The 26,912-nt window shown below is 47.6% G+C and carries 17 protein-coding genes; 4 read left to right on the forward strand and 13 right to left on the reverse strand.

Annotated elements, in window-relative coordinates; translation table 11 throughout:
- The first annotated feature begins 122 nt into the window (after window positions 1–122).
- Complete coding sequence (locus ACKFKF_RS04430; protein WP_446866566.1) at window positions 123–1,223, forward strand: glycosyltransferase family 4 protein; 1,101 nt, start codon at window positions 123–125, stop codon at window positions 1,221–1,223.
- 14 nt (window positions 1,224–1,237) lie between these two features.
- Here ACKFKF_RS04430 and ACKFKF_RS04435 read toward each other — a convergent pair whose 3' ends face one another.
- The 4 genes from ACKFKF_RS04435 to ACKFKF_RS04450 form a co-directional block, all read right to left on the reverse strand.
- The gene (locus tag ACKFKF_RS04435) at window positions 1,238–3,202 is read right to left on the reverse strand and encodes a ScyD/ScyE family protein (protein WP_446866567.1); all 1,965 of its coding nucleotides are present in this window, start codon (window positions 3,200–3,202) and stop codon (window positions 1,238–1,240) included.
- Window positions 3,203–3,548: 346 nt separating this feature from the next.
- Window positions 3,549–4,241 carry a DJ-1/PfpI family protein gene (locus tag ACKFKF_RS04440; RefSeq protein WP_446866568.1) on the reverse strand — a complete coding sequence of 231 codons (693 nt, stop codon included), beginning with the start codon at window positions 4,239–4,241 and terminating at the stop codon, window positions 3,549–3,551.
- Between the two features lie 567 nt (window positions 4,242–4,808).
- Window positions 4,809–5,069, reverse strand: a complete 261-nt coding sequence (locus ACKFKF_RS04445) for a carbonic anhydrase (RefSeq protein WP_446857904.1) — start codon at window positions 5,067–5,069, stop codon at window positions 4,809–4,811.
- A gap of 119 nt (window positions 5,070–5,188) precedes the next feature.
- A complete protein-coding gene (locus ACKFKF_RS04450; protein WP_446866570.1) occupies window positions 5,189–5,743 on the reverse strand; it encodes a hypothetical protein in 555 nt (184 codons plus the stop codon).
- A 603-nt stretch (window positions 5,744–6,346) separates the two neighbouring features.
- Between ACKFKF_RS04450 and ACKFKF_RS04455 the strand changes: the two genes are divergently transcribed.
- Together ACKFKF_RS04455 and ACKFKF_RS04460 are read left to right on the forward strand one after the other, a co-directional pair.
- On the forward strand, window positions 6,347–9,007 hold the full coding sequence (locus ACKFKF_RS04455) for a two-partner secretion domain-containing protein (RefSeq protein WP_446866571.1): 2,661 nt from the start codon (window positions 6,347–6,349) through the stop codon (window positions 9,005–9,007).
- 68 nt (window positions 9,008–9,075) lie between these two features.
- Window positions 9,076–9,711, forward strand: coding sequence for a Uma2 family endonuclease (locus ACKFKF_RS04460; protein ID WP_446866573.1), 636 nt, complete (start codon window positions 9,076–9,078; stop codon window positions 9,709–9,711).
- Window positions 9,712–9,732: 21 nt separating this feature from the next.
- On the opposite strand, the gene ACKFKF_RS04465 is transcribed toward ACKFKF_RS04460, so the two are convergent.
- Together ACKFKF_RS04465 and ACKFKF_RS04470 are read right to left on the reverse strand one after the other, a co-directional pair.
- The gene (locus tag ACKFKF_RS04465; protein WP_446866575.1) at window positions 9,733–10,506 is read right to left on the reverse strand and encodes a DUF928 domain-containing protein; all 774 of its coding nucleotides are present in this window, start codon (window positions 10,504–10,506) and stop codon (window positions 9,733–9,735) included.
- Window positions 10,507–10,703: 197 nt separating this feature from the next.
- Window positions 10,704–13,445: a CHASE2 domain-containing protein gene (locus ACKFKF_RS04470; protein WP_446866576.1), complete on the reverse strand. Its 2,742-nt coding sequence runs from the start codon at window positions 13,443–13,445 to the stop codon at window positions 10,704–10,706.
- Window positions 13,446–13,685: 240 nt separating this feature from the next.
- Between ACKFKF_RS04470 and ACKFKF_RS04475 the strand changes: the two genes are divergently transcribed.
- Window positions 13,686–15,068 (forward strand): AAA-like domain-containing protein, encoded by a 1,383-nt coding sequence (locus ACKFKF_RS04475; RefSeq protein WP_446866577.1) that lies wholly within the window; start codon window positions 13,686–13,688, stop codon window positions 15,066–15,068.
- A gap of 379 nt (window positions 15,069–15,447) precedes the next feature.
- Here ACKFKF_RS04475 and ACKFKF_RS04480 read toward each other — a convergent pair whose 3' ends face one another.
- The 7 genes from ACKFKF_RS04480 to ACKFKF_RS04510 form a co-directional block, all read right to left on the reverse strand.
- Window positions 15,448–16,878 carry a transglutaminase domain-containing protein gene (locus tag ACKFKF_RS04480; RefSeq protein WP_446866578.1) on the reverse strand — a complete coding sequence of 477 codons (1,431 nt, stop codon included), beginning with the start codon at window positions 16,876–16,878 and terminating at the stop codon, window positions 15,448–15,450.
- 447 nt (window positions 16,879–17,325) lie between these two features.
- Window positions 17,326–18,876, reverse strand: a complete 1,551-nt coding sequence (locus ACKFKF_RS04485; protein WP_446866580.1) for an MFS transporter — start codon at window positions 18,874–18,876, stop codon at window positions 17,326–17,328.
- Between the two features lie 71 nt (window positions 18,877–18,947).
- Window positions 18,948–19,439 carry a hypothetical protein gene (locus ACKFKF_RS04490; protein ID WP_446866581.1) on the reverse strand — a complete coding sequence of 164 codons (492 nt, stop codon included), beginning with the start codon at window positions 19,437–19,439 and terminating at the stop codon, window positions 18,948–18,950.
- Window positions 19,440–19,680: 241 nt separating this feature from the next.
- Window positions 19,681–21,090: a glycoside hydrolase 100 family protein gene (locus ACKFKF_RS04495; protein ID WP_446866582.1), complete on the reverse strand. Its 1,410-nt coding sequence runs from the start codon at window positions 21,088–21,090 to the stop codon at window positions 19,681–19,683.
- Window positions 21,091–21,586: 496 nt separating this feature from the next.
- Window positions 21,587–22,702, reverse strand: a complete 1,116-nt coding sequence (locus ACKFKF_RS04500) for a sigma-70 family RNA polymerase sigma factor (RefSeq protein ID WP_446866583.1) — start codon at window positions 22,700–22,702, stop codon at window positions 21,587–21,589.
- Between the two features lie 33 nt (window positions 22,703–22,735).
- A complete protein-coding gene (locus ACKFKF_RS04505; RefSeq protein ID WP_446866584.1) occupies window positions 22,736–23,629 on the reverse strand; it encodes a ferredoxin-NADP reductase in 894 nt (297 codons plus the stop codon).
- Window positions 23,630–24,298: 669 nt separating this feature from the next.
- Window positions 24,299–26,239, reverse strand: coding sequence for an ATP-binding protein (locus ACKFKF_RS04510; RefSeq protein WP_446866585.1), 1,941 nt, complete (start codon window positions 26,237–26,239; stop codon window positions 24,299–24,301).
- Between the last annotated feature and the right edge of the window lie 673 nt (window positions 26,240–26,912).

The following is a 26,912-nucleotide window of genomic DNA, read 5'->3' on the forward strand; positions in this document are numbered from 1 at the left end:
ATCATTGCTGAGAACGCATTACGAAATGGCTCATTCTCAAATCTTGCAGTATTCCTAAGATCTACCATAATAAGTCTACAACTGTAGTAGTAGGCATCATCTAAAGGAGCAGTTACGTCAAGATGACAAAAAACTGGAATAACAATTCGATCGTCATTTACTCCAATTTTCCATTTCATATAGAAGACTGGTCTCTTCTATCCGTAAATAGAGGAATTGCAGGCAGTGAAGAAGCTGTAATCTACTTAAGCCAAGAATTAGCTAAGTTGGGATACGAGGTGACTGTTTTTAATCGATGCAATGATATGGAAGGGGAATATGCGAGTGTCGTTTATCAGTCTGTTGATAGATTCAATCCTCAAGATAACTTTAATATTTTAATCTTCCATCGCGCTTGGACACAGCCGATGCAAATGAACGTTAAAGCTAGAAAAACTGCTGTATGGATGCATGATAATCCTCAATTATTTCCCCCACTAGAAGAGGCTCAACGTGAAGCTTTTTTAGCAAGCTTTGATAAACTTTTTGTGTTGTCAAATGCCCATGCGTCCATGTTCCCTGAATGGATTCCTAGAGAAAAAATGTTTTTAACCAAAAATGGAATTAACATTCAGGACTTTAACATTAATTCGATCGGCAGAAACCCGAAAAGACTCATTTATATCAGTGACTATATGCGGGGTATAGAACATTTGTTAAGACGATGGAAAAATGTTCTTCAAGAAGTACCTGATGCCGAACTGCACCTTTTCTATGGATGGCAATTAATTGACGCTTTAGCGAAGTCTCCAATGGCTGAGAAGATTCCGAAGTTAAAAACACAGAAACAAGAACTCTTGCCTCTAATGCAACAGAAAAATGTTTATGAACATGGCAGAGTTGGACATCAGCAGTTAATCGAGGAATTGTTAAAATCTGGAATCTATGTTTACCCTTGCCACACACCAGAAGTTTTTTGCATCAGTGCTATCAAAGCCCAAGCTTGTGGTTGTGTCCCTATTGTGAACGATCTTGCTGCTCTAAATGAAACAGTACAATCTGGAATCAAAATTAAAGGATGTGCTGGCGATGAGGAAACCGATCGTAAGTTCATTGAAGCTGTCATAGACCTGCTAAAAAATCCTGAGAAACAAGAAGCTTTAAGGCAGAATGCATTCGCGCTTAAAGCTTCATTGGGCTGGGATCAAGTTGCTCAACAATGGCATCAGCAATTTATCCGTTAGTTCCCAATCTCAATTCAAGATTTTGGGAGTATGGAGGTGACATTCACGGTTGGATCGAGGTCGCCTCCTGTTTTGTAGACATAGTTAAACGCACCTTGATCGCCGAGGAGTTGCGATCGCAAAAACAATCCGCTCCACCGTCCAATCGCTCCGTTTGCCGTCGCTTGATCGAGCGTGGGACGACTGGGATCGCGATCGCTATCTTGATTGGTAATGCCGTAGTGATTCGTGCCTTCAACCGTAATCAATGCTTTCGACGGGTCTTGAATCTTGACATAAGTAGAAGCAGTTTCACCCAAATCAGACACACCATCCAGTGTTCCTGCAATCAGTCCAACTGGAATTCCTTGATTATCAATGGGTGGAAACACACCGCTATTTTCCGCAGTCTGAAAATTGGTACCATAAAAGATACCCGCTTTGAGTTCAGGCGGCCGAGTATAGTTACCGGAAGAGACCAGTGGACTATTAATGTTTTGAATGGCCGCAAGTCCCGCAAATCCTCCAAAGGAGTGTCCTAACAGTCCAAGTTTGCTAGTGTCTACAATTTCAAAAATCGGTGAGTGAGCGTCTGTATCTTCTAGTTTCATCTGAGCTAGGACATCATTCACTTGTTGTTGATCTGCTAACAGCCCTGTCACCGTTTGTCCATTGGGTGCAGTAATGCTTCGCTCATTGTTTGGAATCACTACCACAAATCCATAGCTTGCGACTTCTTGGGCATAGTTAGAGTAGTCTGCTTTATCGATTAAAGCACCCTGGAGCAGTAGCGCGATCGGTAGTTGATCCGCAGTCGCGTTCGGTAGGATTGGATAATAGACATCTGCTTGATCCCCATCGGCTGCAATGGTTGTGGTGTAGCGTTTTACCTGGTCATAGATTGGACAAGGGTTAAACGGTTCCGCTTGACTCAACCGTAGCACCTCGCCCTGTCCCGCGACAAAGCCTTTGTTTGAGATGTAAATGTCACCGTCAGAGCCAATTTCTAAACCCGTTGGATTCAAGAGCGCGTTCGTGACTGTGGTGCGCGTTTTGCCATCCGGAGAGAGATAAACTAAAGCACCTGCATCACTCCCTGTCAAAAGACCATCTGCATCGTACTCCAACACATACAAGCCACCTGCTTGATCAAAAGCCAGATCAACAATGTTGGTGAATCCACTTGCGTAGATTTCTAGCTGTCCTGCTGCATTGAGTCGGTAAACTTGTGCGGCTCCTGCTTGCAACGGGTATCCGGTGAGTTCACCCACATAAAAAGCGCCATCGGAACCAACCTTAATCGCAGTCGGAACAGATTGCTGCACCACGGTTTGACCTGTGAATGGATCGATCGCGCTTCGGCTTGGAAAGACCGTTTCTAGTTCTAATTGATTGCTAAAGGCCCGTTGACTCAGTAGGTTATTTCCGCCTGCGTCAATCACATAGACCGTATTATCCTGAATCAGCAAATCATAGGGGTTTGTGTTGATGTCTTGCCCGTCAGGATTGTTGTTGAGTTCATATGCGCCAAAATCGATTAACCGAGTCCAGGACGAACCGCCATCGAAATTGTCGATCGCGATCAACTGAGCAAAATCAGGCACTTGCACGATACTATCTCGATTGGCAGGATTGCTGGCAAAACCAAGGAGCGCATAGGCATTTCCAGCCGCATCAAAGGCAACATCGTTTACCCCTGTTGCATCTCCACCATCGGGTAATGCCAGCGATGGCAATCCGGTTACGACCCGTTCAACAACCCCATCTTGAATGCGAATAATCGCGCCTGTTGCGCCATAGGATAGCACCGCGCCCGGTATACTAGGAGATGGAATACTTGCACCCGTCCCTCCCCGACCTGCTTCGGCAATGTAAAGCGCCCCATCTGAGCCAAAGCTCAACTTCCGTGGGCCATCCAGACCGCTTGCTACGACCTCAATTTTCAAATTCCGAAGAGTTTCTACTGTTTCAAAATCCGAAGATGCAACTGTTTCAATCATGACTTTCTCCCTCAATAGTTTTGGTGTCTTCTTAGTTATGGTGTCTACTTGCTAAATTTGCGAGGCTTCCCTGTTTGCAGGGAGTATTCAAAGCTGATCTCCACTCTAACAATAGATGTAAATCACATAAAGTCTCTAAAACCTGCTGATTTGTTACGAGAACGTTCAAGCAGCCAGACAATGAAAGGCGTATCTGCTTGAGTGTCGATCGTTCACTGTTGCACTGCATCCTGTAAAGTACAGCAATTCAAGTCGATATAGAAGTTTGGTTCTATGTGATCAGGCGGTACTGGCTTCTTAACCGAAGCTAGGTTGAATGGAATACCTTGCATTTTGCCTCTGGTTCTTACACGGTAGAAGTGATGCGCCGAACAATCTGTAATCGCGCCCTCGATAGCGTCTGCTGTTCAGCCCGAACTCTAGCAAAGGTCTCCGAAGGCAGTGATTCTGGAAAGCCATCAGAGAACAAGGTTGGATTATAGCCGAGTCGCAACTGAGTTTCTTGTGCGATCGCATCTCCCAATAGTTCTTGTGCGATCGCGCTTCCCAAAGCAAGTCCATCTGTCAGACTGCTTGCGGTAATGCGATTACAATCCACCACGATTCGGTCTGCAACAGGCTCCGCACCAAACATTGCTAGCAGCGCCAGGGAAGACCAGTCAGTAGTAGCACGATGCCCCCGCAGTAAGGTAGCTGCCGCGAGTAGCAGCGCTCCGCTACAAATTGAAGTGACGTAACGAGCGCGTTCACCCTGTCGCTGCAAAAACCGGAGAAATTCTGCATCTTCTAGTTTGGCAGTCACACCCAAACCGCCCGGAACAAACAACACATCTAGCTCAGGCACTTTTTCAAAGGATGTATTTGGAATTAGCGGAAACCCGGTGTCAGAGTAGATTGGCTCAAGCGTTGGGGCGATTCGGTAAATCTGAGTATTTGGCATATGCGAAAAGATTCCGTAGGGAGCCATAAACTCTAACTCGCTGAGATTTGGAAACAGCATCATGCCAATTTTAATGGAAGGAGTTTGCTTCTGAAACATTATTTACCTCTTCGGTGAACTTTAGCTAACTCAGCCTGGGGTGTCAAAGCTAGCTCAAGTAATTTCTGCTCTAGTTGAGCAAGATAAGTCTGAGGAGAGCGGCGGAATTGCTGCTGTTGCACTTGCTTTTGTGGCGTTGCTGATTGAAGGGATGAATCGGTGGAAAGTGTCAACTTTTTCGCCCCCTAAATCCCCCAAAATTGGGGTAGGGTTGATTTATTCTAGGGAGAGAAAAGCGAACAGCCGATTCCCTCATTAGTTGCTAAGAACCATCCAAATGAAAGAATCAGGGTTTTGGGTTTCCTTGATTTTCCCTTAATCAGAATGAATCAGCCCTACCAAAATTGGGGGACTTTGAACATTTAGTTCCCCTTCACATTAGGGCAATTCATCCCGTGATTCAGCAATGCCGCTTTTGTGAATGCTGCCGGAGTGTCGATCGAGGGTGCTGCCACTGAGGATATAGAACAATGGCTAGCTGACCGACAGTGTTTTTCGCTGCGTGGCAAGCGCTGAAGTCAATTGCACCAAACCCCCTGTCGCTGCTGTTGATCGAGCAATCTTTCGTTAAGTCACGATCGTGAACTTTCCAGTTCGCAAATCATACTGACCGCCCACAATTTTAAGCTTGCCTGCCCGGATCAAGTCAGCCAAAATTGTTGAACTTTCTGCAAGTTTCTGTGCCTGGTATTGGATGTTTGCAATCACCGCATTTTCTGTTAAGTCACCCGTTTTATCTTTCACACGAGCAACGTCTTGGAGACGCGATTGCGATCGCTGCGGTTTTTGGCACGCTTCGTCAACGAATCGCTGATTGCCTTCGAGCAAACGCTGTAATTGTCCAAAAATGTTTCCAGGACTGACATAGCGACAGACAAAGTAAGCGTTGCCCTCATGTTCATCAATGCTGGCAGATCCGGCTTGACTCGTATCTTTCCACCAAATCGCTAGTTCTTACACAGGTGCAGCCATGCTCCCTTTCTCGCAGAATCAAGCTCTCCCCTTGCATAAATCTTCCTTGCAGCCTCATAGCTGTCACTTGCAACACAGTAGGCATAGATTCCATAAGATGAATATCGAACGTTCTCGCCGCTATTTTGTGTGAATGTACCCGACGGAAAATCAAATTCATACCAAGGATCGTCAGTGATAAATTTGTAGCTGAGTTTTGTTGGATCGGGTTCAACACCTTCAAGACCGATGACATGCCCGGACTCAGAAGTAAACCAGCCATGAGTGATCAACTGATACCCTTGACTCAGCGCCTCTCGCATATCGAGAATGCTAGCGTTGTCGTTGAAATGATACTCACGAATCTTGGATTGAAGATATTGTCCCATTGTGCTGGGCGAACCTGGGTTGCCGATCGCTTCGAGTGCTACCCGAACTCCCATAACGTCCTCTGTCCCGATAATTCTAGCAACACAGGCAGATTGACAGGTGTAGCCGTTGGGTTGAGCAACATAGTCCAAAACTCTGGTTGTGGGTGTTTGAGTTGTCATACTTTCTCCTGGGTGATTTGTAATGTTCAATTTGTCAGTGTGAAGCGCTATCAAAATCAAACAAAGTGCAGATTTTTCACTCGCACGCTAATCGATCAGTTTTTCTCGGCTAGTTCGCAGAAGTAAACTTCGTTTGTATAGCCGCGAATTTATTCGCCCGATATTCATACAAGGGGTTTACTTTACAATCGAGAGTAAGACTTAAACGTTCTATTTTCGAGCATAGAGTTTTTAAGGACGACTAAGTTTATGCACTGAGTTTGGGTTATGTCATGATAGGGTTTCTTCTGTTAGGTTTATGGTTTCAGTAGCGTTGAACGAAAGCTATTGTGATTTGCTTTCACGCTTTTGCTTGCTTGCTTATCATCTTGGCGTTTCCGTCGCAATTTTGAAATCTATAAACCTCATACAAAACCTCATATTCAAACTCATTAAAAATAATTTAGAGTTGTAAATATTGTCCGCGTTGCCAATCCCGATCGGATCTGCTTAAATCACAGAGAGAACGTGGAGTTCGCGATTAGCGCAGAGCGCAACTGCGAAGCAACCGCTGATCCAGCCAGCGTAAAGAGTCCCGTTAAAGCACATGATTGAGGATGCACTATGGTTCGGTTTTGGATGCTGGTATTGGGGCTGATGACTATCGTTGGGTGGGGCGGTTCCTGCGGAACTGCGCTTTGCGCTAATCGTTCTGTAGCTCAAGTTGTGCCAGATCAGACTTTGCCTGTGGGAGAGCGATCTGTGGTGACAGATATCTCTTCGAGATCGCAAGTTTCCGGCGATCTTGATTCTCAAATCGATGGCGGCGCAATCCGAGAAAACAACTTATTTCACAGCTTTCAACAGTTCTCAATTCCCACAGGTGGCAGCGCCTCGTTTAACAATGCTCCGACTATCACAAACATCATTACTCGCGTTACTGGAAATAATCTTTCTAATATTGACGGATTAATTCGTGCAAATGGTACTGCCAATCTATTTTTAATCAATCCAAACGGAATTCTATTTGGTGCAAATGCTCGATTAGAACTTGGCGGATCATTTCTAGCGAGTACAGCAGAGAGTTTCACGTTTGCGAATGGATTTGAGTTTAGTGCAACGTCTCCTCAAGCTCCGCCATTGCTGGAGATCGGTGTGCCGATCGGGTTGCAGTATGGAAGTCGTGTGGGGGAAGTACGATTAGCGCGAAGCGCAACTCCGCAGGAACCGCAAGGCGCAACTTTACAGGTTCCGAATGGTCAAACCTTAAACCTGACAGGTGGCAATGTCGCGATTGATGGCGGGCAATTGTTAGCACCTGGAGGACGGGTAGAATTGGCAGGTGTGGCAGCAGCGGGTGAGGTGGGACTAAGGCAGCAGGGGCAGGAATGGCGGTTGAGTGTACCGGATGGATTGGCGAGGGCGGATGTGTCGATCGGGAATGATGCGATCGTCAATGTTCGTTCTGGTGGCGGTGGCAGCATTGCGATTACCGCTCGAAACCTGCTAGGAACTGGGAGCGGAACACGCATACGCGCAGGCATCGCAGAAGATTTAGGATCTGTAGAGGCTCAAGCAGGAGACATTGACATCAATGCCACAGAAGCCACTAACCTTGATGAAATGGTAATCTCCAATGCAGTTTTAGACGGTAGCACGGGCAATGCCGGAAATGCCAACATCACCACGGGTAGGCTCTTCCTCACCAACGGGGCGGTCGTGAGTACTGCCGTGTTTGGGCAAGGAAATGCCGGAAATGTCACGATTACTGCGAGAGATGCCGTGTCCTTGGATGCGGTCAGCCTTGTTTTCAGCGTGGTGGGATCTGGCGGCATTGGTCAGGGAGGTAACGTCACCATCACCACTGGCACACTTTCTCTTACCAACGGCTCACAGGTGAATACTGGTCCGTTTGGGCAAGGAAATGCCGGAGATATCACGATTACTGCGAGAGATGCCGTGTCCTTTGATGGGGTAGCTAGCGAAGGAGCTAACAGCTCTAACAGCGGCGCTTTTAGCTCGGTGGCGGATTCTGAAGTAATCGGAAATAGTGGCAATATCAGCATCACGACAGGGACGCTTTCTCTCACCAACGGGGCAGTAGTGTTTGCTGGCACATTTGGGCAAGGAAATGCCGGAGATATCACGATTACTGCGAGAGATGCTGTGTCCTTTGATGGGGTGAACAGCATCATTCAAGCTAATAGTGGTGCTTTTAGTACGGTGGGAGTTGGAGGCAGTGGTCAGGGAGGCAATGTAAGCATCATCACAGGGACGCTTTCTCTTACCAATGGTGGGAGAGTGGGTACTGACACATTTGGACAAGGAAATGCCGGAAATGTCACGATTATGGCAAGAGATGCCGTGTCTTTTGATGGAACAGGCAGCAATGGATTTAACAGCGGTGCTTATAGCCAGGTGCAATCTAGAGGCATCGGTCAGGGAGGAACGATCGCAATTGATACCGAGCGATTCTCCATCACAAATGGGGCGCAATTATCCGCCTCTTCTGAGGGCCAAGGGGCAGCAGGCAACTTAGAGGTAGCAGCCCGTCAACTTCGTCTCGACAACCAGGGATCGATTCAGGCACAAACAATATCGGGGCAAGGAGGCGACATCACCCTGCAAGTGCCTGCCCTGCTGCTGTTACGGCGCGGGAGTTTCATCTCCACCACAGCAGGAACAGATCAAGCAGGCGGAGATGGTGGCAATATCACTTTGAACAGCAATCTGATTGTCGCTGTGCCGCAAGAAAACAGTAATATCTCTGCCAATGCCTTCACGGGGCGCGGCGGCAACATTCGCATCACCACTCAAGGACTGTTCGGGATTGAGCCTCGTTCAGCAGAAACATCCTCAAGTGACATTACTGCGAGTTCTCAATTTGGCATCAGTGGCACCATTACCCTAAATACCCCTGATGTTGATCCGAGTCGAGGCTTAGTGCAGTTAGCCACAGAGCTGCGAGACACAAGCGGATTGATTGCCAGCGGTTGTCCAGCAGATGAAGGCAATTCGTTTTCGATTACTGGGAACGGCGGATTACCAGAAGATCCACGACAGCCATTGATGGGCAACGGAGTTTGGTTAGACGATCGCGCGACGGGACAATCTCAATCCTCAATTCCTCAATCGGTGCCAACGATCGTAGAAGCACAAGGATGGATTCGCGATCGGGACGGAGGAATTACTCTAATTGCCGATCGTCCGGGTGCAATCTCTCAAACTTCTCTGCCACTGACTTGTTTGTTGCCATTTGTAGGGAATGAGCGATCCGATCAATAACCCTGATTACGCAGACGTAGATTGTGCCATGCTAGAGATATGATATTTCGTGTGCAAGAGGACAGCTTATGTATGCAGTCATTTCACGAGACAAAATTCGGCTTCCACCCGGAACCGTTGTACGGATGCCCGGTTCTTGGCAAGACTACTGTGCCCTCAGAGACAGCCGAGGCGATGGCTCCATTCCTCGAATTAAATACCGTGACGGAGAAATCTTACTGATGAGTCCAATGCCCCGACACGGAAGAGAAGCGCATCTGCTTGCCAGGATTGTAGAGAGCCTTCTAGATCGGGACGATCGCAATTATGAAGCCTTCACTCCGATCACAATGGAAGTGCCTGAAGAAGGTGGCATTGAGCCAGATTATTGCTTCTACATCGACAATTGGCAAGCAGCCGTGGGTAAAGACCGCCTCGACTGGCAAAGCGATCCACCCCCTGATTTAGTGATTGAAATTGATGTGACAACCTACACCGAGGCAGTTGACTATCTGCCTTACCGAGTGCCAGAGGTGTGGCTGTTCAAAAAGAATCGGTTGCTAATCCATTGGCTGGAAAATGGCGAATATACCCTACAAGAAACGAGCCAGTTTTTTCCCAATGTGGACATCAAGACGATCGTGGCTCATTGCTTGCAAGTAGCAGCAGAACGCGGTACAGGAGTTGCCCTGCGAGAATTGAGAACTAGCCTATTGCCTGAGTGATGCAGTGGTTCTTTACTGGGACTACCGCAGCGGCTCTGTGGCGATCGCTGCCAATCCGACGGTCGGCTGGGTCAGAAAGCTTGCCCAGGTTTTGTCTAAATCTGCATTGTTGGGTTGCGATCGTTTAGCTTCTGCTAGAGTCGTCAGGGCATCATACCAAATTCCTTGTTTGCCATATTGTGCGGCTTGTTGCAAGGTAGTCTGTAAACTGAGTTGTCTAGTAGGTTGTTCTCGACGAACCCAGGCAGATACAGCCGGGTCATTGGGGCTAGGTCGATCGCCACACACAAGCACGATCGCCCACTGATAAGTTTTCCCAACTTCTAGAGGCGGCGCATCCTCAGCCGCTTGGATGCCGATCACGCCTGGTTGTCCGGTAATTGGGACAAAGCGTTGAGAATGATGCTGATTGCCCTGTTTGATGCTGAGAACAATTTGACGAGCAGAGGTCTGTGGCACATACACCCAAAACATGGGGCGCGCTAACCAGGTCAAGCCATAGTGATCACTGGGAACAAGAGCAGTGAGGGAGGACTTCTCAGCCGTTTGATTGGTAGAGAGTGAACTATCTTGGGAACATCGTCGATCGTCCCGTGAGCCTGCTCCTCTAGTAGTGCCCGGTGTTCCTTCTTGTGGCGGTGGCTTAAAGAAAATCGGGGCATTCAGACCGTTGGAGCGTTCTAGCTGACTTGAGGATTGAGCAATGTTCTGAATCGCAGGTCGCGCTGATGCAGATTCAATGCCTGTTAGTAAGAGCCATGTCACGATGAGTGTTAATAATGCTTGAAAATTCATTGTCCTTCTCCTAATAAGTAAGTTATTTTTCAAGATGGTGGATTTTTTATCGAATCGCTTCTCAGCTCATGTCAAAGTTTGAGATAGTTTAATTGGATGACTACTACAGCCTCTACTTACTTCATATCAACAATCCTAGAATAAAGTTGACGAGACTAAAATCCGTAAATCTCATACAAAATCTCATATAAGAACAACTAATGCTCTTTTAATTGCTGGTCGATCGCTGCCTGATTTTCCTTTGTTTCCGATTGCTTCAAATACTCGATCGCAATGCGTCCAGCCGTTGGATAGTCTTGTCTGGCTCTCAAAAGTAATGTCAGAGTATGCCGAAATCGCAGGTGATCCAGTTGTTTATTTGTGACAAGCCATAGCGCGATCGCACTTCCCCACAATCCCAATAACGCAGGCGCAACAGGCAACCACCATCCCAATAGAAATGCCCCATAGCATCCTCCCACAAGTCCAGCACTGGCTAACACTGTCCCCATCACCAACTGAATTGGAGATTTGAACCGCCAGCTAATCAAGGCTCCAACTCCTGTCCAGACTAGAATCCATATGCCTTCCAGGGGCTCAGACCAGGGGCGAATCAGCGGTCGTCCCTCTAGAGCAGCACTCAAAAGCTGGCTGACAATGTTGGCGTGTAACACAACTCCGGGCATTGGCTGAGATGCACCAAACCAGCGATCGCTAAAAGGCGTTTGAAAGACATCTTTGACACTTTCTGCGGTAGTTCCAATCAAAACAACGCAGTCACGAAGTGGAGCGTCTCCGCTCTCACGCAAACTTTCTGATGGGGCTTGACGCTTCAGAACTTGTTGCAAAGAGAATGTGGCAAAATTTGCTTGTGTCCCGCGATAGTTTAGAAGAATTTGATACCCCCCGGTTTCTGCACTGACATAGCCGCCAGCATTGCGTTCTAGTCGCTCGAAAATTACTTTACCCAGACGTAAGCGTTGACCTTCTGAATCTAATGGCTCAGGCGTGATCTTGTCAGATTTTAGATAGTGTAGTGCGAGTTGGGTAGATAAACTGTACTGAATGTTATCTTCGGACGAGACCGACAACAAGGCTCGACGCACTGTTCCATCACTGTCCTCAACTTGATCAGAAAAACCAACCTGCCGCAATTGGCGCAACATAGGAGGCGCTGCGACTCGACTCCCGACAACTTTCTCAATCCCAAATAGATTTGGCGTAGATTGAAAGACTTGCACCAGATCTGAATGTCCTGGCTCGACAGGCAAATCTCGATAGTTATCTAAGCCGATCGCTCGTGGTTTCTGTGCTTTGATCGCATTAATGGCTTGAGCTAAGACACGATCGGGAATCGGATAGCCAAATTGCTTGAGATCAGACTCCTCGATCGTAACAATGGCAATTCGTTCATCGCGCCGTTCTACAGGTCGCCACCGCAAAAACTGATCAAACAGATCCAACTCCCAGCCTTGCAACAATCCCAGAACTCGGAGCAATAGAACGGGCGCTGTAACTGCGATCGCGACTTTAGGAATCCAGTGAAAGGGAATTCGCTGCTTAGGAACCTCCTGACTGGCTTTCTGTCTGGCTTCTGCCAGAATGTGATTTGCCTGTTCAATAGCTTCTAATGCGAGTTGGGCTTCCCATTTGGCAAGCTCCTGACTTGCGCCCAAAAACTGATAGTCCTGATCCGCGAGACTTTTTCCCAATGCCCAGGCGAGTGCATCTTGCAACGCTTGACCCCGTAATAGGCAGGCAGTATCTTGTTTGCCACTGGCAACCCAGGCAGCACAAAGCGGCGCATAAGGGCGAAGATAAGCAAGTTTTTGGCTCACCCAATCTGGATGAAAAACGGCTCGATAGATCGGATTTTTGACGACAAGTTGCCCTCGCTGATTGGACACTAGCCCAGATAACAAAAGCTCAATTTGCTCATCGCTGCCATCAAAAGGGACTGTTGAATCTAGCACTTGCTGATACAGTCCGAGTAGTCGGGTTGATCGCTCCGGATTGCTCAACACACGATCGCGAATCGTTCTCAAGTGTTCTGGCTCATCCTGAAATTCCCAGGATTGAAGAATGCACTGCTGCACAACCTTAGCAATGTGCTGGCGATCGTCTATTTCTAAATCGTCCATTTCTGAAGTCGATCTCTTCGAGTTACCCGCAAGGGGTCGCGATTCCCCAACTAACCGACATAATTTTTGCGTTAGAAAAGGCTGTCCACCCGCCCATGTCAAAATTTCTTGAAGTGCTAGTTGAGGATCATTGACCGCATCTGTTAAGCCCTGCGCCAATGGTTGAGCTTCGGATAACTGAAAGCCATCAAGCGCGATCGCCTGACCAATATTAAATGGCGTTCGCTGAGAATCAGTCATCAAATCTGAAGGTCTTGCCACCCCCAAAAAAGCGAATGTGAGCCGTTGATACTCCGGTTGAAGACTGCGACGGTTATAGCAAGCACGAATCAGGGCAAAGAAATCTTGTATAGAGAACTCTAAACTACAAACACTATCGACCTCATCGAGAAAAATCACTAAATTTGGACGCGAATGATTTGCAGACGTAACTTCAACTAAGAGTACAGTTTCAATCCATTGTCCCAATCGTTGCACCGAAGAAAGATCCTGCCGCTCCTGCCACCAGGTTTTCAAATTGACCGACTGTACCAAATCAAACGCTTGCCAAAGCTCAACCGCCAATCCCTTGTACCACTGCTCCAGGGTTACGTTCTGGCTCCCAATGCGAGAGAGGTCGATCGCAGCACAGGCAACCCCCTGATTCTGAAGTTGATGAAAGGCCCGCACCATCAAGCTAGATTTGCCCATTTGTCGAGCATTGAAGATGTAGCAAAACTGACCTGTACTTAAGGCGTGATAGAGGTCGATATCTGCCTGTCGCTGCACATAGTTTGGATCATCCCAACGGAGGCTGCCCCCAACTTGATAGTGATTCATGTTACACAGCTATCTCCCTTCTTCACGCCTTTAGGAACCCCTTTCCCATTTAATCCTTTATGCTTGATAATTAAACCCAGCAACCTCATAAAAAATCTCATGAAGAAACTCATAAATCACTTTTTAGTGTGATTGACTTACGGAGTGTAGGCGAAATAAGTTGTGGTCACTGCTGGTTTAAGACTGACACATTCATCCACTGAGGGGCAATTCTCCATGAAGCTGGATATGAAACTAGATATGAAGCTAGATAATCTTTTTGAGACTCTCAACCACAAACTAGTTTCTTGCAACAATCGACCATTAAATTCGACAGAAACGCTGCTTTTACAGGGAATCTGGCAGTATCAGACCTATAGCCAGATTGCTGACGAAATCGGCTACAGTCCTGGGTATTTGACGAATGTTGTTGCACCAGAAATGCTACATCGACTTTCTCAACTGACAGGTCAGCGTCTCACCAAGAAAAACTGTCGCATCATTCTAGAATCGTTTGTCGCTCAGTCTGTGCCTCAGTCTACCTCAGAAACTGATTCGCTAACTAGTTCGCCTAACTCATACACGCTTCCGATTGCCGCCACTGCTGCCCTATCGTTGCCCTCCTTTCCTAGCGGCCCGATCGCGGTCAACTCTCCCTTCTACATTGCCCGTCCGCCGATCGAAACCCAAGTCTTTGAAGAACTCCAAAAACCCGGAGCATTGGTACGAGTGAAAGCCCCTAGAGACATGGGAAAAACTTCTTTGCTCTTACAGGTGTTGCATCAGCTTGATCAGGTGGAATATCACACGGTTTACCTTTCTTTGGGGCAGATCGATCAGGCCATCTGCAATGATCTGAATCGGTTTTTGCGCTGGCTCTGCGTCAGTGTATCCAGACAATTACAGCTAGAACCCAAACTTGATGAGTATTGGGATGATGACGTTGGCAGCAAAGTAAGCTGCACGCTCTACTTTCGCAATTATCTACTGAAAAAACTCAATGCGCCGCTAGTCTTAGCCTTAGATGAAGTAAACCGTATTTTTGAACATCCAACCGTTGCTCAGGATGTCTTACCTTTGTTGCGCTCCTGGTATGAAGAAGCCAAACGGCTCCCCATCTGGCAAAATTTTCGGCTGATCATGGCTCATTCGACCGAGGTGTATGTACCGCTCCAACTAAATCAGTCTCCCTTCAACGTCGGGCTTGCTGTCCAGTTACCGAGCTTTAGTTTGGAGCAAGTCCAACAACTCGCGCAACGCTATCATCTCAACTGGGACAATAGCAACGCAGCCCATCAACTCATGAACCTGGTTGGCGGACATCCGGCCCTGATCCACGTTGCACTCTACTACCTGAGCCGAGGAGAGTTTACGCTCGATCGATTGCTCGAAGTTGCGCCGACTTCAACAGGCATCTATCAACATCATCTACAGCGTCACTGGGTCACGCTTCAGGAACAGCCAGCCTTAGCTCATGCTTTCAAGAAACTTTTAAGTACGACTGAGCCGATTCACACGGAATCAACTCTCGCTCACAAGTTGACCAGCATGGGGTTAATTCAACAATCGGGCAACGCAGCGATCGTCAGTTGTCAGTTATACCAGCAATATTTTCGGGAGATGCTTGATCACAGTGTCACGTAAATGGACACCAATCAGCAGATTACATCAAACTGCTCAACCAGTCGAGAAAGCTGGAATCGAACCATTGCTAGTGCAACTGAGCTATCCAACTTCATCTTCTCCACGCTTGGCATTACCTTTTCCAGAATGGGCGACGATTTATCTGCATTGGTTGCAAGGGATCAATTTTCGGCATTGCTGAATTGCAATATGAAATGCTAGATTTGCCCTCACCCTAACCCTCGCCCTTTGGGAGAGGGAACAAGAACTCTGGCTCCCTTCTCCCTAGGGAGAAGGGTTGGCGAGGGCTGTGCCCCACTTCGTGAGGAGGGCAATTCATATTTGCATTCAGCAATGCCCAATTTTCTACTGTCGTGCATCACTCAATTCAGCCATTGATCTAGCCTTTATTAAACTCAATTTGCCCGACATACTCGTACTGACCATACTGGTGCTTTCCACTAAACAGCGCCACCTCATAAGCTCCAGCACTGGGCAAAGGACAAGAGAGCTGTAAACCTTGACTGGTTTGCTCGACACAGCGTTGAGATTGGTTGCTGCCTTTGGCACTGTAGGTTGCCATGAGCCATCGTCGCTGCGGATTCTCAAGCTCGATCGCCGGATCACCTGACACATCTGTTTGCGATCGCGTCGGCGAAATCAGCTTCAGCCCTTGAGCAAAAAACTGTGGTTGCAGCATTGGCTGACGCAAAAACTCACCCCGCGACAGCGGCTTTGCGAGTAGTTGCCACGCGACTTCTTGGGGAAAATGGCTAATTGACATGACGGTGGGCGGTGGAAACAGAAAGTCTGCGCGGTATCCCTTTTTGAACCCGGAAGCATCTACAGAACCACTATCCCAGGTCGCATCGATTAAGTACCAGGTGCCCTTCACCTTTGCCGCATTCCAGGCGTGTGACTGACCATTGAGATCGCTCGTTTCAGTCCGAGCATCGCCGACGACGTAGACAATCTCCTCCCCGATCGCGTTTCCCAGCGCTTCTAAAAGTTTGGCATAGCCCGCACAAACCGCTGTCCGTCGGGTAAACACCGTTTCAGCATCTTGAGGTGGGTAACGCCCTGCAAAGTAGGAAGGCGCGTCATACGCAATGCGGTCGGCTACATAGTCATGCAAAGCCTTGACCCGCAGAAATGGATCGCGCTCCTGTTGAGCAATATACTGAGCAACCGACGCAATGCTGGTTTCCACACTGGCCGGGAGAGTGGCGATCGCCGGATGAATCTGGGTGTTAGCCCAGGGCCACGGACTTGAACTTGGCTGCTCAAGCTGAGACGGTGCGGTAGGAAGGGGGCTGGGTTGAGGAGAGATTTGGGGGTCAGAAGCAGGTCGAACTTCGCGACTGTCTGCATACTGTTGATAAGGATTTTGATGAACTGCAAGGTACAACCACTCCAACCGATTAGCCGCCTGAAAGAGCGATCGCCGCACCCATTCAACTTGAGTACCTTGTTTGCCGTCAAGCATCCAGTCGCCACGAGTGGACAGCGCTAGAAAGGCTGTTTGCGGGCGTAGGGCAAGTAGACAGCCCAAAAAGACGAGGTTGAGCAATAGGGTTCGCAAAATAATGCGATCGCCGCAGGTGATAATCTGCGGACGGCGTTGACGGCGTTTTCTGCCCCATAAGTCCCAGGCGATCGGGAGCAGGGGAAATAACAGAATGCCTGACAAGACGGCTAGCTCGATCGGCCCGTTTGTATAAGCAACAAGCGACGATGCCAGCCAAACGCCCAGAACTGGAGTCAAAAAAACCAGAACCGTCAGCAATCCTTTGATCATCAAGAATGGCAGGTCAAGCAAGATCAGGCGCATAGGTTGGATGAGTACGGGGAGTGTATCCCCATTAAAGTTCCCTTTCTGGCTACTACAGCCTACCAGCGGCAGGTTGCAGAAAAAATCGTTTTAGGGGATGTTTGAAAAGTCTAAATCTGGGTTGCCCCACCCGTCGAATATGGGCTTCGTTTCGAGATTGAAGCAGGATTTCTTGATGACAAATCGAATGGCTTTCAACTTGAGTGCTTACAGATTCGCTAGGCTCAAATGCTCTCTCGCCTCTGTCTTGTCTTAGCGATCGCGACGCTCTATCTCAGTGCAGTGGGAACTGAAGGGATCGAATCTGGATATCTTCATTTTGTTGACCCGCATTGGTTGCGCGGCAGTCGCTATCTCAAGATCCATTGGCGCTGGATTCATCAATCCTTGGTACAGGGTTGGAATCTACCGACTCGCTTAGAGTGTAGTTTGGTAGATGCTCAACTGCTAACGATCGACCAACAATGCCGCCATTGTCGCGCTCACCCAAGACAAGCCTGCACAAATCAACATAACTACCCGAAAAGTATCCACAAAAGCTAACTTAACGGCTATTTCGATAGCATTGAGTGTTTGTGGCGCAAGGTCTGGCAAGACGATCGCTTGTCCAAATTGGCTGGCTCCTGCTTGGAGTGCGATTTGCACCTCGGTGGATAGATTGAGACTTGCCGTGTGAGTGGTCAATGCTTCTGCAAAGGTACTGAGTGCTATCGAACCGACAATCGCGATCGCTAACACTCCTGCCGTCCGTGCTACGGCATTGTTAATTCCTGATGCAGTTCCGGCATAGTGTGTGGGCACCGATCCCATTACAGCCGTGGTCAAAGGGGCAACCGTCACCGCCATTCCTAGCCCAAAAACAAGGATGCCAGGGAAAAAAGTAGTCCAGTAGTCAGCAGATCCGTGAGTGAGTCCGACGATCGCCAGCAGTAGAAACCCCAGCCCAGTCAAAAAAGGGCCAATCATCAGGGGTAGTCGTGATCCATAGCGATCGGTTAACCTTCCAGCCCAGGGCGATAGTCCGGCTAACATGAGTGCAAAGGGCAGATCGGCAAGTCCCGCGATCGCCTGTCGATAGCCTTGTGCTTCTACTAGATTGAGGCAGAGGAAAAAAGGGCCGACACTAAAGGCTGCATACAGAAATAAGGTGAGAAGATTCGTACCGCTAAAGGTGCGCGACTGAAACAGGGAAAGGGGCAACATTGGGTGAGCGCTACGAGCTTCGACGATGCCGCAAAGAACTAGCGTAAAGGTGCCGACTAGTAGTGATCCACAGCTATGCAGATTGCTAAATCCCAATTTGGGCAGAGAGATAAAGCCATAGGTGAGTCCTGTCAGTCCTACCATCATCAGAATTGCGCCTGGGTAGTCAATTTGAGAAAAAGCGGTTTCATCCCGACTTTCTGGAACTTTCAGGTGAAGGATGAGCAGTGTAATCAATCCGATCGGTAGGTTAATCAAAAACACGCCGCGCCAGAGTCCAATATCTGAGAGACCGCCGCCCAAGACTGGCCCCGCGATCGTGACGATCGTCGTTGCTGCTGACCAGGTGCCGATCGCTTGTCCTCGCTTTTCTGAACTAAACGTAGCGGTGATAATTGCCAGGCTCCCAGGAATCATCATTGCACCGCCGATCCCCTGTATAGTTCGTGCCCCAATGAGTAGTTCGGTAGTCGGCGTTAGCCCACAAACCAGAGATGCCAGAATGAATAGGCTAATTCCTGCCATGAATACTTTTTTGCGTCCCAGCTTATCACCGAGTGACCCACTAACTAGAATGAGTGCAGCCAACATTAGCAGATAGACATTCACAATCCACAGTAGTTGTATTCCACTTGCCTGAAGATCTTTTTGTAAAGAGGGTAAAGCAACATTCAAGGCAGAGGCATCAATAAAAGCCATGCTGGAGGCAAGAATGGTGGAAAACAAGACCCAGCGTTCTCCTCCGGGCGAAAGATCATGCGCGATCGTCTCCTGCTGAACTTTAGTTGCTATCACAATGAGCGAGTTCTCCTAATAAAGCAATCATGACCAAAATTTTGTCTTTGCCGCAACATTGAGAGAAGACTTTAGTAAGGAATTTTAGTCGCCTGAACATCGATCGTGATGGGAGATGACGAGTAGGTTCGCGATTGAGCTGGCCCTTTTTTCTGAAACAAAGGTAATATCCTTGAATGTTGTTCAATCAAATACTGATCGAGTACTTCATCGATAATTTGTAGCTTCTCAACATTTGTATTGATGCGCTTGAGTGTTTCTGCACAAGTAAAATTTGGATGCCCCAGCATTGAGTGGCTTGCTTTAAATTCGGCGAGTCTCAAATGGATGATGCTCAAAAACTTTCCAAAGTTTGCTTGAACCATAGACTCGGTGGAGTAATTTGGAATCTTACTAGCCTCAAAGCTCTCATACTCAAGAGACTTAATCAGGAGTGCAGCGCTGTAAGCCCGATCGAGCGCTCTTTCAGGTGTACTCAAAAACCATTGTTTCGCAGCTTGCCAAGATGCCTGGCAGGTTTTATGGAGATGCCCTTTGCTCTTGACGAAAGTAGAAGTTTTCATGCAAAAGAATTTATGCTAATGGATTTTATGCTGATAGATAATGCGCAGACCCTTGCACCCTGATTGACTGACAAATCTTTTCAGGTAGGTTGGGTTGAACTTGGTGAAACCCAACGTTAGCAACGGTAAAAAGGCTGCTGTTGGGTTTCGCGTTGCTCAACGCCCTACGAAGCATCGGGGTTTCAGGAGTTTTGTCAGTCAACCAGCCATTGCACCATTATTAACGGCATCTTATTGCGACTTAAAAAACAAAGTCTAGTCCTGTATTGCAGATCAAGGGTACGGGTTCTTGCTCAAAACTGATTAGCGATAGGTGGTCAACATTGTCTAATAGCTTTTGTGCTGCCAGGAATCCAGCGATCGTCCAGGTTTGAAACTTTCTGGCTTCTTTACCAACTAATCGCCCTTGTCTTCCATCGTAGTATTCGGGCCACTGATCTCGCGCTAGTCGATTTTGAGCGATTGCCAGCGCTTTACAAGCGATTTCTGGTCTCCCGCATTTCTGAGCGGCAGCAGTGAGTAGCCACAGCATCACGGGCCAACTCCCTCCATTGTGGTAAGACCAGGGAGTATTTTTGGGATCACACCCTGTGATCAACCGCCAATCTTGCCCTTCAACTGCTGGAAAGCAGAGCTTCATCGGCATCTGCCCAACTAAATCGTGCCAGCGATACTCAATCATGTCCAGGATGGCGTGGGATTGTTGTGGGCTTGCTAGAGACATCACGATCGCAAGCAAGTTGCCTTGAGTAAAAAAGCGAAAGTCCATTTGGGCAGGGCCTAAGTTTCCGACAAAGTAGCCGCCTTTTTCTGGCAACCACTCTACTAACCAATCTGGAATTGTGCCAGGATAGATGTTAAGCCAATTAACAACTGACTCGCCAAACTCTTCGACTCGGTAATGGTAGATTTTTTCTAATCCATCTAAATCTAGCCAGTAGTAAGTACGAATGTGATGTGCGAGATGACTGAGTCGATCGCGAATAGCTTGTAAGTAGAGTGTCCCCTTCTCATCAGGTAGCAGTAGCTCACTAGCGGCTTGCAGCGCTCCATATAGCAAACTCTGAATCTCAAGTGGGTAACCATAGACTCCCATTCGTCTGTCAATCATGAATGAGCCATCAGGAACTAGAAGCGTGGGAAACATGTCGAATCGAGGAGTTAAACACAGGTCAAGAATCAGTCGGAGACCTTCTTGAAATTCGGGTTTGTGAGCCAGGGTTAGATCACCTGTGGCTTTCCCATAAGCGCGTAATAAGATGGGCCACCAAAAGCAAGAATCGATCGGCGCAACACGAGCGATCGCCTGTTCACCAAAATCGGCACTAATAAATTCGCTGATTCCTTTAGAGGCTACCTTAAAACTAGCAGGCATGATGCCTTGACCTGGTTTGAAGCAATTCAACTGCTTTTCATGACTTTGAAGCTCTAGAGTCAGCGTGAGAAAATTGCGAACAATTTCAACTTCGCCCTGCATCAAAAAGACTAAAGCAGAAACGACAAAATCACGAGTAAAACACTGGTCATAATTGAGTGTACTCATTCCTGGATCACAGGCGGCGATTGTTCCAACAGGGGCCTTCTGATAGTAAACAATTGAAGCTTGCAGAGCTTCGCGTGCTTCGTCTATTGCTGTTTGAATCGGTTTCATTATGTATCACTGGATGTTAAAAAGGGAAGCATCCCAATTGTGTCGCACAGTCTTTCTGCCCTCACCCCTGATTGACTGACAAATCTTTTCAGGTAGGTTGGGTTGAACCTGGTGAAACCCAACGTTAGCAACGGTAGAAAGGCTGCTGTTGGGTTTCGCGTTGCTCAACACCAACCTACGAAGCATTGGGGGTTTCAGGAGTTTTGTCAGTCAACAAGGCCCTCACCCTCTCCCCCAGGAGAAGGAACAAGAGATTTGACTACCTTTTCCCCAGGGAGAAGGGCTGGCGAGGGCTTCGCCCCACTTCGTGAGGAGGGCAATCCGAGATTCTGCACAATTGGGATGCTCTCGTTAACAAGTGGCTGGATGGATAATTGTGCAACTTCTTGGTCACTGTTTAAGAGAGTTTCTACTAGCGGGAGTGAGAGGAAAGAAACACTTTGATCAATGTAATCTGCAACAATCCTCCCTCGCTTTTAGACAGAATATGGCGCTTTTAGAGTCCTCTCAGTAAGCTCTGAAGACGCTTTGCAGTTTGAGGGCGGTGAAGTTTTTGGATTGCTTTGGTTTGAAGCTGAAGCACACGGTCTTCTGACAGGTTATATAGACTGCTCACTTTATCTAGTGAGGACGGTTCACTTTGAAAAAGACCATAGAGAGAAAAGACAATATCCCGTTCGCGGCTAGATAGCACTTCATCCAGGATATTTCGCACCTCTTGATGGATAAGAGTCTCAGCAGTTTGTTCTTCAAGTAGCTGAGAGGTATCTTCTAGCAAGTCTACTAGCTCAGTTTTTTCTTCTTCACCAACGGTATGGTTGAGAGAAATAGCACGGCGGCGCACCCGTTGTAGCGCAACTAACTGACGTGGAGAAACTTCTAAAATTTTGGCTAGTTCGCCCTCTGTAGGGCTACGCCCTGATGTTTTGTGAAAGTCGCAGATGACTTGTTTAAGCTTGTTGAGCTTGGTCACCGTCTGGTAGGGCAATCGAACAGTGTGGCAATTGTGAGCGATCGCCTGATTGATGCACTGATGTACCCATCCATACGCATAGGTTGAGAATTTATAGCCTCGCTCTGGATCAAACTTCTCAACAGCACGGTTTAGTCCCAACACGCCTTCTTGAATTAAATCTGGGAGAAGCTCTTTGTGATTGGGATACTTGTGAGCAATCGAGACCACCAATCGCAAGTTTGAGCAAATCATTTTGCGCTTGGCAATGCGCCCTTGTTTGCAGCGTTGCTCTAATTCAGATGTTTCAATTGTCAGCCTTGCCGCAAGCTCAGAGGGTTTAGGAACTCGACCCAGTTCTTGAGTGAGATCATTGCGCTGTTCTTCAGCAGATATCAGAAACCTGACTTGTCGAGCGAGTTCAATCTCCTCAGTTGCTTTGAGCAGAGGGTAGCGAGACATGACCTGCAAAAAAGCAGGCACCGAGTCTGATAGGGGACTGATGTAATGCTCAGAGGGTGATGGTGAGTCTTTGTCAGGAGCAAGGTTGTCTTGTGGGGGTGTCTGGCGATCGATACTTTTTGTACGTCTGAGACGTGTTGTTGCTTGCCGGGCAGATTTCATGGTTGCGATCGGGTCTAATGTCTTTAAACTCTTCATAATTCAGTACTTAAAGCAATCAGTTGCGGAGTGTTAGTAAGTTTCTACATGCCATCTTCCAGCTTTCTTCAATTGCTTCTGGTACTCAGCCCAATCGACTCCATCCTCAAGCGCAGCCTGACTTAAAGCTTCATTAATTCCCCCTTCCATGCCTTTCAGCCCACAAATGTAGACATAGGTGCTTTCTCGCTGAAGAAGATGCCAAAGCGTTGTTGAATAGTTAGCAATGAGATCTTGGATGTACATCTTGCCACCTCTACTGTTCCTCTGCTCACGGCTAATTGCATACTGGATGGTGAGTCTTGTTCCATCTAAGTCTCGCAGATACTCCAGTTCGTTTCTGTACAGAATGTTGGCAGTTGTGGGAATCCCAAAGAACAGCATGGCATCACCATTGAACATATAGTCCGCATGGTATTCATCAAACATTCGCCACAGGAAGGCTCGGAAAGGAGCAATCCCTGTTCCAGTTGCCATCATGATGATGGTTGCATTCGGGTCATTGGGCAGTAGGAAACTATTACCTACCGGGCCCACAATCTGTACTTCATCACCTGGTTGCATGTTGCAGAGGTGGCTGGAGCAAGTCCCGTAGATGATTTCGCCTGTTTCTGGATGGGGGTATTCTAGAAGTCTGACACAAAGCGAAACGGTCTGATCGTCCCCGTGATCTCCATGCCGAGTGGAGGCGATCGAGTAAAGCCGCAGTTTATGAGGTTTGCCTTTACTATTGGTTCCGGGTGGAATAATACCAATGCTTTGTCCTTCTACATAGCGGAAGTTTTTATCAGGCAGTCTGAGAATGATATGGCGGACATCTCCAACAGCGCCTGGATGAACAAGTTTTTCGTTGAGCAAACATTGACCGATCAGAGGGTGATCTGGACGATACAGGTTAACGGGAATGCTGGCTGTAGTCTGTGTCATGATTTTTCTCACTTGCAGTGCTTGAAAAAAGTTTGGTAGACACCCGATGACTCTTATAACTGCTAACTGAGCGGCTAGTTGTCAATGTCGCAATTTCCACTCTATAGTTGACCCTAAGCCCAGGGTGCATTGTTGCAGAGTGCCTGGTAGATCGCCGCTTCCAGTAAAATTAAAATAGATACTGATTAGACTCACTGCTATAGCTTAAGTAGATAAGAGTGACAAACCTGGGACAATCTAATCTCAAGCTGAAAAGAAGTAAAATTTTACTAAGTACGTAGGTCTAATTAGATTGAAGATGGAGTAGTAGGTTGGGTGGAAGGATGAAACCCAACATCAGTATCAGTTACGCGATCGCTGAAGGAGCATCCCCATTGTGTCGCTGAGATCTTCGCCCCCTAAATCCCCCAAAATTGGGGGACTTTGAGTGAGCCAAACTTTCCAGTTCAAAGTCCCCCAGAAGGGTAGGGTTGATTCATTCTATTGAAAGGAAAAACGAAGAGCCGATTCTCTTGTTAGTTGCCGTAGACCGTTCAAAAGAAAGAATCAGGGTTCTGGATGCCCTTTGAATTTCTTCGCTCAGAATGAATCAACCCTACCCCAGAAGGGGGGATTTAAGGGACGTAAAAGACTGGAACGCAGTGAGAAAGACCATCAAACCTTGTGTCTCTACGTTGACTGAGGCTGCTGTAGGGGAATTTGAATCGCAAACTCGGTGCCTTGTCTGATCGCCGATCGACAAGATAGCTTTCCGCCGTGTTTTTCTACGACAATCTGGTAGCTGATTGAGAGACCCAATCCGGTGCCTTGGCCTACAGATTTGGTGGTGAAGAAGGGGTCAAACAGCTTGGAGCGGACAGTTTCACTCATCCCTTTACCATCGTCAGCAATGCGGACTGTTGCCCAGTGATTGCTAGTAACCTCCGTGTAGATCCGAATTGTATTAGGGTTGGCTTTGATCTCCTCAAACGTGCGCTCCTGGTTAGATTCTTCTAAAGCATCGATCGCGTTACTTAGAATGTTCATAAACACCTGGTTGAGTGGCCCTGCATAGCAGTTTACTAACGGCAATTGTCCATACTCCTTAATCACTTGGATTTCTGGACGCTGTGAGTTAGCTTTCAAACGATTGTTTAGAATGACGAGTGTGCTATCGATGCCTTCATGAAGATTGACAGCCTTAATTTCGGCTTCATCCAGGCGAGAGAAATTCCGTAGAGACAGCACAATTTCACGGATACGATCGGTGCCCAGATACATTGATTGAACAACCTTCGTGAGATCTTCTACCAGAAAATCGACCTCGATCGCGGCAATCTCGGCTTGAAGTTGGGGTGATGGATTGGGGCAGTCTTGTTGATAAAGCTGTAACAGTCTGAGCAGGTCTTGAGCATACTCCTCAACATAGCTGAGGTTGCCATGAATAAAATTAACCGGGTTATTAATTTCGTGGGCTACCCCTGCGACCATTTGCCCAATGCTAGACATTTTTTCACTCTGAATCAGACTCATTTGAGTGCGTTCCAGTTCTTTTAACGTTTGCTCAAGTGAGCTATTTTTCTCGCTGAGTTCATGCGTTCTAGTCTCAACCTGCTGCTCTAGCGTGTGACTATAGACTTCTAATTGTTCATTCGCTTCGATTTGGGCTTGTAGCAGGTACTTTACTTTCCAGATCAGTTGGTTGAGTGCTGTCGTTAATTCGCCCACTTCATCCTGGCTGGTGACAGGTGCTTGTAGATCAAAATTTTCGGTCTGGATAACCTGCTGGGCAACATTAGCGGTCATTTGAATCGGCTGGGCGATCGCTCGGCTGGTGGAGATAGCGCAGAAAATGGCGATCGCGATCGAGAATAGTAGGCTAATTGTAATGATCTGGGTTCGCAATTCCAGAGCAGCCTCTATAGATTCGTTTGCTTCCTCATGCTCCTCAAGCGCAACTTTCAGGAGATTATCCACCCGCTTTGAGAATTCATCAAACTCAAAGACTAACGAATCGTTGTTCGCCTCGATTAACTGAGTCTGAGCCGCCTTTCTCTTCTCTGGTGGCAAGTTCTGTGGATTTAGCTGCTGAAGCTGTTTTTCGACTTGCTGTAAGCGCAGATCCAAACCCTCGTAGGACTGACTCAACTGGTCAAGTGCCTCTTGCTCGATCGCGGATTCTTCAACTTCGGGATTGAGATATCCTTGAGACGATTTAAACTCTGCCCATACCTGACGGGAGGATGCCAGATGAGTCAAAAAATCGGCATACTCTATTTGCCACAGGGTCGGCTTTTCCATCAACAGGATGAGTTGTTTTTGGTGAAGATGGGCTTCTAAGACATCACCCTCCATCCGATAGAGCAGACTGATCTCCTCCGTGGCATCTTCTTCCGCTTCATAAGCCTCCCGCTGATAGTAATCTGCAACTAAAAATCCGGCCGTGATTCCCACAACGGCAACTCCCAGTGCCAGACCATACCCACCACTAATCTTTTGTCCCACCTTCAAGCGACTAAACCATCGGCCCCACCCCTTTTTTACGAAAGGCTGTGTATCAAGAGACCCCTCTGCTGTCTGGCGGCTTGGCTGAGGGGGTTGATTCGTTGGAGTTCCTTGAGATTGAGGCATGGAATCGTCTAAAGATGAAGAGTTAGAGCAGGCACGAGGTCACTATCTATCAGAATACCCCTGAGACCTCTAATAATCTCTCTTCAACTGTAATTAGGTAAAGGGTTGTCGATCGACCAATCTCTCTATTTTGCGCCTGGCTCTTTTTGTCCCAAGTTTATCACCCTCTAAAGTCTAAGCTTGCTGAAATACAGAGCGGTTGTTGATCCTGCCGATTTCCGATTTGAGGTTCTTGCTGTAAGAACTCACTTTTTGCAAGTTGAATAGGCAACAACTTTACTGTATTTGAACCTGGTCAAAACGATATTCTCAAAGCCTTGGGGTGCAAAACCGATAGACAACCTTCTCCCAGCTAGAAATAAGTGGGGCAGAGCCGTGTGGAGAGAGTAGATCGTTTGCCTGCTAATCATAAGGAGACTTTGATGATTTATAACCACAACCCTTCTCAAGTGTCCAAAACTGTTTACTTCAGAGTAAACGTCAACGGGAATATGCAGCTTCTTCCAATGGAAGTGAATACTCAAGGCTTGCTTAGATACATCGGAAAATATGAATGCGATCGCTCAATTGTTGATTCACAGATTTCTAAGCATCTTGAATAGCTGGGATGTTTGTGATGACTCGAAGCAGTTTTCAGCAGTATGAAGTGGAGCCAAGGCTCGTGCAGAAGGGG

It is taken from the genome of Phormidesmis sp. 146-12, from assembly GCF_052939495.1.

Coding starts and splice junctions, on each gene's coding strand:
- ACKFKF_RS04480 (WP_446866578.1), bottom strand. CDS start 16,878: ATGCGCCTGATCTTGCTTGACCTGCCATTCTTGATGATCAAAGGATTG.
- ACKFKF_RS04470 (WP_446866576.1), bottom strand. CDS start 13,445: ATGAATCACTATCAAGTTGGGGGCAGCCTCCGTTGGGATGATCCAAAC.
- ACKFKF_RS04475 (WP_446866577.1), top strand. CDS start 13,686: ATGAAGCTAGATAATCTTTTTGAGACTCTCAACCACAAACTAGTTTCT.
- ACKFKF_RS04455 (WP_446866571.1), top strand. CDS start 6,347: ATGGTTCGGTTTTGGATGCTGGTATTGGGGCTGATGACTATCGTTGGG.
- ACKFKF_RS04505 (WP_446866584.1), bottom strand. CDS start 23,629: ATGACACAGACTACAGCCAGCATTCCCGTTAACCTGTATCGTCCAGAT.
- ACKFKF_RS04490 (WP_446866581.1), bottom strand. CDS start 19,439: ATGAAAACTTCTACTTTCGTCAAGAGCAAAGGGCATCTCCATAAAACC.
- ACKFKF_RS04450 (WP_446866570.1), bottom strand. CDS start 5,743: ATGACAACTCAAACACCCACAACCAGAGTTTTGGACTATGTTGCTCAA.
- ACKFKF_RS04510 (WP_446866585.1), bottom strand. CDS start 26,239: ATGCCTCAATCTCAAGGAACTCCAACGAATCAACCCCCTCAGCCAAGC.
- ACKFKF_RS04440 (WP_446866568.1), bottom strand. CDS start 4,241: ATGTTTCAGAAGCAAACTCCTTCCATTAAAATTGGCATGATGCTGTTT.
- ACKFKF_RS04465 (WP_446866575.1), bottom strand. CDS start 10,506: ATGAATTTTCAAGCATTATTAACACTCATCGTGACATGGCTCTTACTA.
- ACKFKF_RS04500 (WP_446866583.1), bottom strand. CDS start 22,702: ATGAAGAGTTTAAAGACATTAGACCCGATCGCAACCATGAAATCTGCC.
- ACKFKF_RS04435 (WP_446866567.1), bottom strand. CDS start 3,202: ATGATTGAAACAGTTGCATCTTCGGATTTTGAAACAGTAGAAACTCTT.
- ACKFKF_RS04460 (WP_446866573.1), top strand. CDS start 9,076: ATGTATGCAGTCATTTCACGAGACAAAATTCGGCTTCCACCCGGAACC.
- ACKFKF_RS04495 (WP_446866582.1), bottom strand. CDS start 21,090: ATGAAACCGATTCAAACAGCAATAGACGAAGCACGCGAAGCTCTGCAA.
- ACKFKF_RS04430 (WP_446866566.1), top strand. CDS start 123: ATGACAAAAAACTGGAATAACAATTCGATCGTCATTTACTCCAATTTT.